This is a genomic window from Magnetospirillum fulvum MGU-K5 (assembly GCF_000442515.1).
In the GTDB taxonomy this organism is placed as follows: domain Bacteria; phylum Pseudomonadota; class Alphaproteobacteria; order Rhodospirillales; family Magnetospirillaceae; genus Phaeospirillum; species Phaeospirillum fulvum_B.
On the sequence record NZ_AQPH01000116.1, the window covers coordinates 1 to 5530 of the forward strand.

General features: G+C 56.0%; 2 tRNA genes and 3 rRNA genes. All 5 read right to left on the reverse strand.

The features are described from left to right. Positions 1–89: 89 nt before the first annotated feature. The 5 genes from rrf to K678_RS16700 all read right to left on the reverse strand — a co-directional run bounded on the left by rrf (position 90) and on the right by K678_RS16700 (position 5078). Positions 90–204 (reverse strand): 5S ribosomal RNA (gene rrf, locus K678_RS16680). A gap of 87 nt (positions 205–291) precedes the next feature. After that, a 23S ribosomal RNA gene (locus tag K678_RS16685) occupies positions 292–3034 on the reverse strand. Positions 3035–3282: 248 nt separating this feature from the next. Then, a tRNA-Ala gene (locus tag K678_RS16690) sits at positions 3283–3358 on the reverse strand. 50 nt (positions 3359–3408) lie between these two features. Further along, positions 3409–3485: transfer RNA gene (locus K678_RS16695), tRNA-Ile, on the reverse strand. A gap of 108 nt (positions 3486–3593) precedes the next feature. After that, positions 3594–5078 (reverse strand): 16S ribosomal RNA (locus K678_RS16700). Together the 16S, 23S and 5S rRNA genes with 2 tRNA genes alongside form the textbook arrangement of a ribosomal RNA operon. Positions 5079–5530: the final 452 nt, after the last annotated feature.

Genomic DNA, 5530 nt, shown 5'->3' on the forward strand with positions numbered 1-5530 from the left:
GAGCTACCGGGCTGCTCCACCCCGCGGTGATTTGTAGGTGCGGGTTGGGTTTGTCTTTGTGGATAGGTTTTTATGAGTTTCCTTAGAAGACCTGGCAGCGACCGACTCTCCCGTGCCTTAAGACACAGTACCATGGGCGCAGAGGGGTTTCACGTCCGAGTTCGGGATGGGATCGGGTGGGGGGCCCTCGCTATGACCACCAGGTCGTCGAAGGAAACTCAAAGTATCTGATCTGGAGTAAACCGCGTGCAATTTTAGCGTTCTAGAAGTCGGGCTTGCCGCCGCGCATGGGCGATCAAGCCGATCGAGCGATTAGTATGGCTTAGCTTCACGTGTTACCACGCTTCCACACGCCACCTATCAACGTGGTGGTCTTCCACGGCTCTGATAGGGAAACCTGGTTTTGAGGGGAGCTTCCCGCTTAGATGCATTCAGCGGTTATCTCGTCCGCACGTGGCTACCCGGCAATGCCGCTGGCGCGACAACCGGTACACTAGAGGTGCGTCCATCCCGGTCCTCTCGTACTAGGGACAGGTCCTCTCAAGTTTCCAACACCCATGGTAGATAGGGACCGAACTGTCTCACGACGTTCTAAACCCAGCTCACGTACCACTTTAATCGGCGAACAGCCGAACCCTTGGGACCTGCTCCAGCCCCAGGATGTGATGAGCCGACATCGAGGTGCCAAACCTCCCCGTCGATGTGGACTCTTGGGGGAGATCAGCCTGTTATCCCCGGCGTACCTTTTATCCGTTGAGCGATGGCCCTTCCACGCGGGACCACCGGATCACTATGACCGACTTTCGTCTCTGCTCGACTTGTCTGTCTCGCAGTCAGGCGGGCTTATGCCATTGCACTCGACAGCTGATTTCCGACCAGCCTGAGCCCACCATCGCGCGCCTCCGTTACTCTTTGGGAGGCGACCGCCCCAGTCAAACTACCCGCCATGCAGGGTCCCGGCCCCGGGTTCACGGGGCGCGGTTAGATACCAGGAAGCAGAAGGGTGGTATTTCAAGGTTGCCTCCACACTAGCTAGCGCCAATGCTTCATAGGCTCCCACCTATCCTACACATCCACATCCTAGTACCACTGCAAAGCTGTAGTAAAGGTGCACGGGGTCTTTCCGTCTAGCCACGGGTACTCCGCATCTTCACGGAGAATTCAATTTCGCTGAGTTGGTGTTGGAGACAGCGGGGAAGTCGTTACGCCATTCGTGCAGGTCGGAACTTACCCGACAAGGAATTTCGCTACCTTAGGACCGTTATAGTTACGGCCGCCGTTTACCGGGGCTTCAATTCAGAGCTTGCACCCCTCCTTTTAACCTTCCGGCACCGGGCAGGCGTCAGACCCTATACGTCGTCTTTCGACTTCGCAGAGCCCTGTGTTTTTAGTAAACAGTCGCCACCCCCTGGTCTGTGCCACCCCCATCTGCTTGCGCAAAAGAGGGTACCCCTTATCCCGAAGTTACGGGGTCAATTTGCCTAGTTCCTTCAACACCATTCTCTCAAGCGCCTTGGTATACTCTACCAGTCCACCTGTGTCGGTTTAGGGTACGGTCTATACGCTGGCGTTATTTCCTGGACCCCCTTCACTGCACCCTCAATCCGATAAGAGGATACAATACACGGAGGCCGTCACGTCCAGCAGGCCCACGAATATTAACGTGGTTCCCATCGACTACGGCTTTCGCCCTCGCCTTAGGGGCCGGCTTACCCTGCGCGGATTAGCCTTGCGCAGGAACCCTTGGACTTTCGGCGACAGTGTTTCTCACACTGTTTATCGCTACTCATGTCAGCATTCTCACTTCCGATACCTCCAGCGCCTCTCACGATGACGCCTTCGCAGGCTTACGGAACGCTCCGCTACCGCGTGCACAGAGTGCACACCCGCAGCTTCGGTACATGGCTTGAGCCCCGGTACATTTTCGGCGCGAGACAGCTAATAGACCAGTGAGCTATTACGCTTTCTTTAAAGGATGGCTGCTTCTAAGCCAACCTCCTGGTTGTTTTGGCCGTCTTACATCCTTTTCCACTTAGCCATGATTTGGGGACCTTAGCTGGCGGTCTGGGCTGTTTCCCTTTTGACACCGGACCTTAGCACCCGATGTCTGTCTCCCGGATAGTACTCATCGGTATTCGGAGTTTGGTTAGGTTTGGTAGATCTTTGGGATCCCCTAGCCCATCCAGTGCTCTACCCCCGATGGTATTCGTCCGAGGCGCTACCTAAATAGCTTTCGCGGAGAACCAGCTATTTCCGAGTTTGATTGGCCTTTCACCCCTAACCACAGGTCATCTCCGTCTTTTTCAACAGACGTGAGTTCGGTCCTCCAGTGGGTGTTACCCCACCTTCAACCTGCCCATGGCTAGATCACCCGGTTTCGGGTCTAATGCATGCAACTCAGCGCCCTATTCAGACTCGCTTTCGCTACGCCTACGCCTACCGGCTTAAGCTTGCTGCATACACTAACTCGCTGACCCATTATACAAAAGGTACGCCGTCACGGTTCAAGACCGCTCCGACTGCTTGTAGGCATTCCGTTTCAGGAACTCTTTCACTCCCCTCGTCGGGGTGCTTTTCACCTTTCCCTCACGGTACTTGTTCGCTATCGGTCACTGAGGAGTACTTAGCCTTGGAGGGTGGTCCCCCCATGTTCAGACAGGATTTCACGTGTCCCGCCTTACTCGAGGCTGATGCTCGGTTTACTCTTACGCGGCTATCACGCGCTATGGCCCGACTTTCCAGACGGTTCAGATTATGTAAGCACCAGCACTGGGCTGGTCCGCGTTCGCTCGCCACTACTAGCGGAGTCTCGGTTGATGTCCTTTCCTCGGGCTACTTAGATGTTTCAGTTCGCCCGGTTCGCCTCCTCCACCTATGTATTCAGTGAAGGATCACCTTACGGTGGGGTTTCCCCATTCAGAAATCCACGGATCAAAGCCTGCTCGCGGCTCCCCATGGCTTATCGCAGCGTGCCACGTCTTTCATCGCCTCTCAGTGCCAAGGCATCCACGAAATGCCCTTTTGACGCTTGATCGCTCCATACGCAGGGACAAGCCCGACGTCTGGAACGCTAGAAACTTCAGCGATTTACTATCGTGCGCTGCCAACCACCTTGACTTATGTGGTTACTGGCGCACGCCAGATCAGAAAAACCTATTCACAATGACAAAGAACAGCGTCATCTCCGAAGAGACAATGCCGTCGCCGCCCCGTTGGGCCCGCGACAAATCTTGTTGAGACATCCTCGAACGTAACGGAAACTGGCCAGCTCTACACCCCCATTGGTGGAGCCGGACGGGATCGAACCGACGACCTCATGCTTGCAAAGCACGCGCTCTCCCAACTGAGCTACGGCCCCTCTTGGGAAAAGTGAGCGTCGAACAGCGGATCAAGCTCGGTACAGGTCAGTGGTGGGCCCGGTAAGATTTGAACTTACGACCCCACGCTTATCAAGCGTGTGCTCTGACCAGCTGAGCTACGAGCCCGTTGTTTCGTTTCTCGTTCGAGGAAGGGATGCGGAGACGGCGCCGAGGCCGGATATGTAAGGTGTCCGAGACATCTCGTGTGAGCGAAGATGATCCGGGACATCCTTGAAAGGAGGTGATCCAGCCGCAGGTTCCCCTACGGCTACCTTGTTACGACTTCACCCCAGTCGCTGACCTTACCGTGGTCGGCTGCCTCCTTGCGGTTAGCGCACCGGCTTCGGGTAAAGCCAACTCCCATGGTGTGACGGGCGGTGTGTACAAGGCCCGGGAACGTATTCACCGTGGCATGCTGATCCACGATTACTAGCGATTCCGACTTCATGCACTCGAGTTGCAGAGTGCAATCCGAACTGAGATGGCTTTTTGGGATTAGCTCACTCTCGCGAGTTGGCTGCCCACTGTCACCACCATTGTAGCACGTGTGTAGCCCAGCCCGTAAGGGCCATGAGGACTTGACGTCATCCCCACCTTCCTCCGGCTTGTCACCGGCAGTTTCTTCAGAGTGCCCAACTAAATGATGGCAACTGAAGATGAGGGTTGCGCTCGTTGCGGGACTTAACCCAACATCTCACGACACGAGCTGACGACAGCCATGCAGCACCTGTGCGGGATCCAGCCGAACTGAAGGTCCAATCTCTCGGACCGATGATCCCCATGTCAAGGGCTGGTAAGGTTCTGCGCGTTGCTTCGAATTAAACCACATGCTCCACCGCTTGTGCGGGCCCCCGTCAATTCCTTTGAGTTTTAACCTTGCGGCCGTACTCCCCAGGCGGAGTGCTTATCGCGTTAGCTTCGACACTGAGGTGCATGCACCCCAACATCTAGCACTCATCGTTTACGGCGTGGACTACCAGGGTATCTAATCCTGTTTGCTCCCCACGCTTTCGCACATGAGCGTCAATCGACGGCCAGGTAGGCGCCTTCGCCACTGGTGTTCTTCCGAATATCTACGAATTTCACCTCTACACTCGGAATTCCCCTACCCTCTCCGTGATTCTAGCAACCCAGTATCAAAAGCAGTTCCCGGGTTGAGCCCAGGGCTTTCACTTCTGACTTGGATCGCCGCCTGCGTGCGCTTTACGCCCAGTAATTCCGAACAACGCTTGCCCCCTTCGTATTACCGCGGCTGCTGGCACGAAGTTAGCCGGGGCTTCTTCTACGGGTACCGTCATCATCGTCCCCGTCGAAAGAGCTTTACAACCCTAAGGCCTTCATCACTCACGCGGCATGGCTGGATCAGGCTTGCGCCCATTGTCCAATATTCCCCACTGCTGCCTCCCGTAGGAGTCTGGGCCGTGTCTCAGTCCCAGTGTGGCTGATCATCCTCTCAGACCAGCTACCGATCGTCGCCTTGGTGAGCTTTTACCTCACCAACTAGCTAATCGGACGCGGGCTAATCTCTCGGCGATAAATCTTTCCCCCTAAGGGCGTATGCGGTATTAGCGTCAGTTTCCCAACGTTATTCCCCACCGAGAGGTATATTCCCACGTGTTACTCACCCGTGCGCCACTAAGGCCGAAGCCTTCGTTCGACTTGCATGTGTTAAGCCTGCCGCCAGCGTTCGTTCTGAGCCAGGATCAAACTCTCAAGTTGACTTCCGTGCCTAAAGCACGGAACAGAGCTCGTCCAAAGCAATTTACATCACGCATTTGCAAGATGCACTAGGCTCTGGCCGGTTCCGGTCTTTCCAGACCCGGCGCCGCCTGCGCATCCCTTCCTGTCTCTTCACTTGTCAAACAGCAGGAAACTCTTCCGAATTTCCGTCCCGCTTCAGAGCGGGCCCCGCCGCAGCGGGGAGGCCGGTTTATAATCGGCCCGGCCGGCCGTGTCAACAACTTTTTTTCGCTTCGCGGCGATTTCCGTTTCCGGTCTTCGCCGCCGCTTCAGAACCACCGGCTCCGAAACAGCGAGGCGCGGTTTCTATCCCGCCCCGGTCACCGTGTCAACTGCTTTTTTTTCTGCCTCGGCAGAAGCCGCTAACTCGTCAACCCCCGCCGTTTCAAACCGTTCGGTTCGTCCCGGCGAGGCGCGGTTTATAGGCCCCA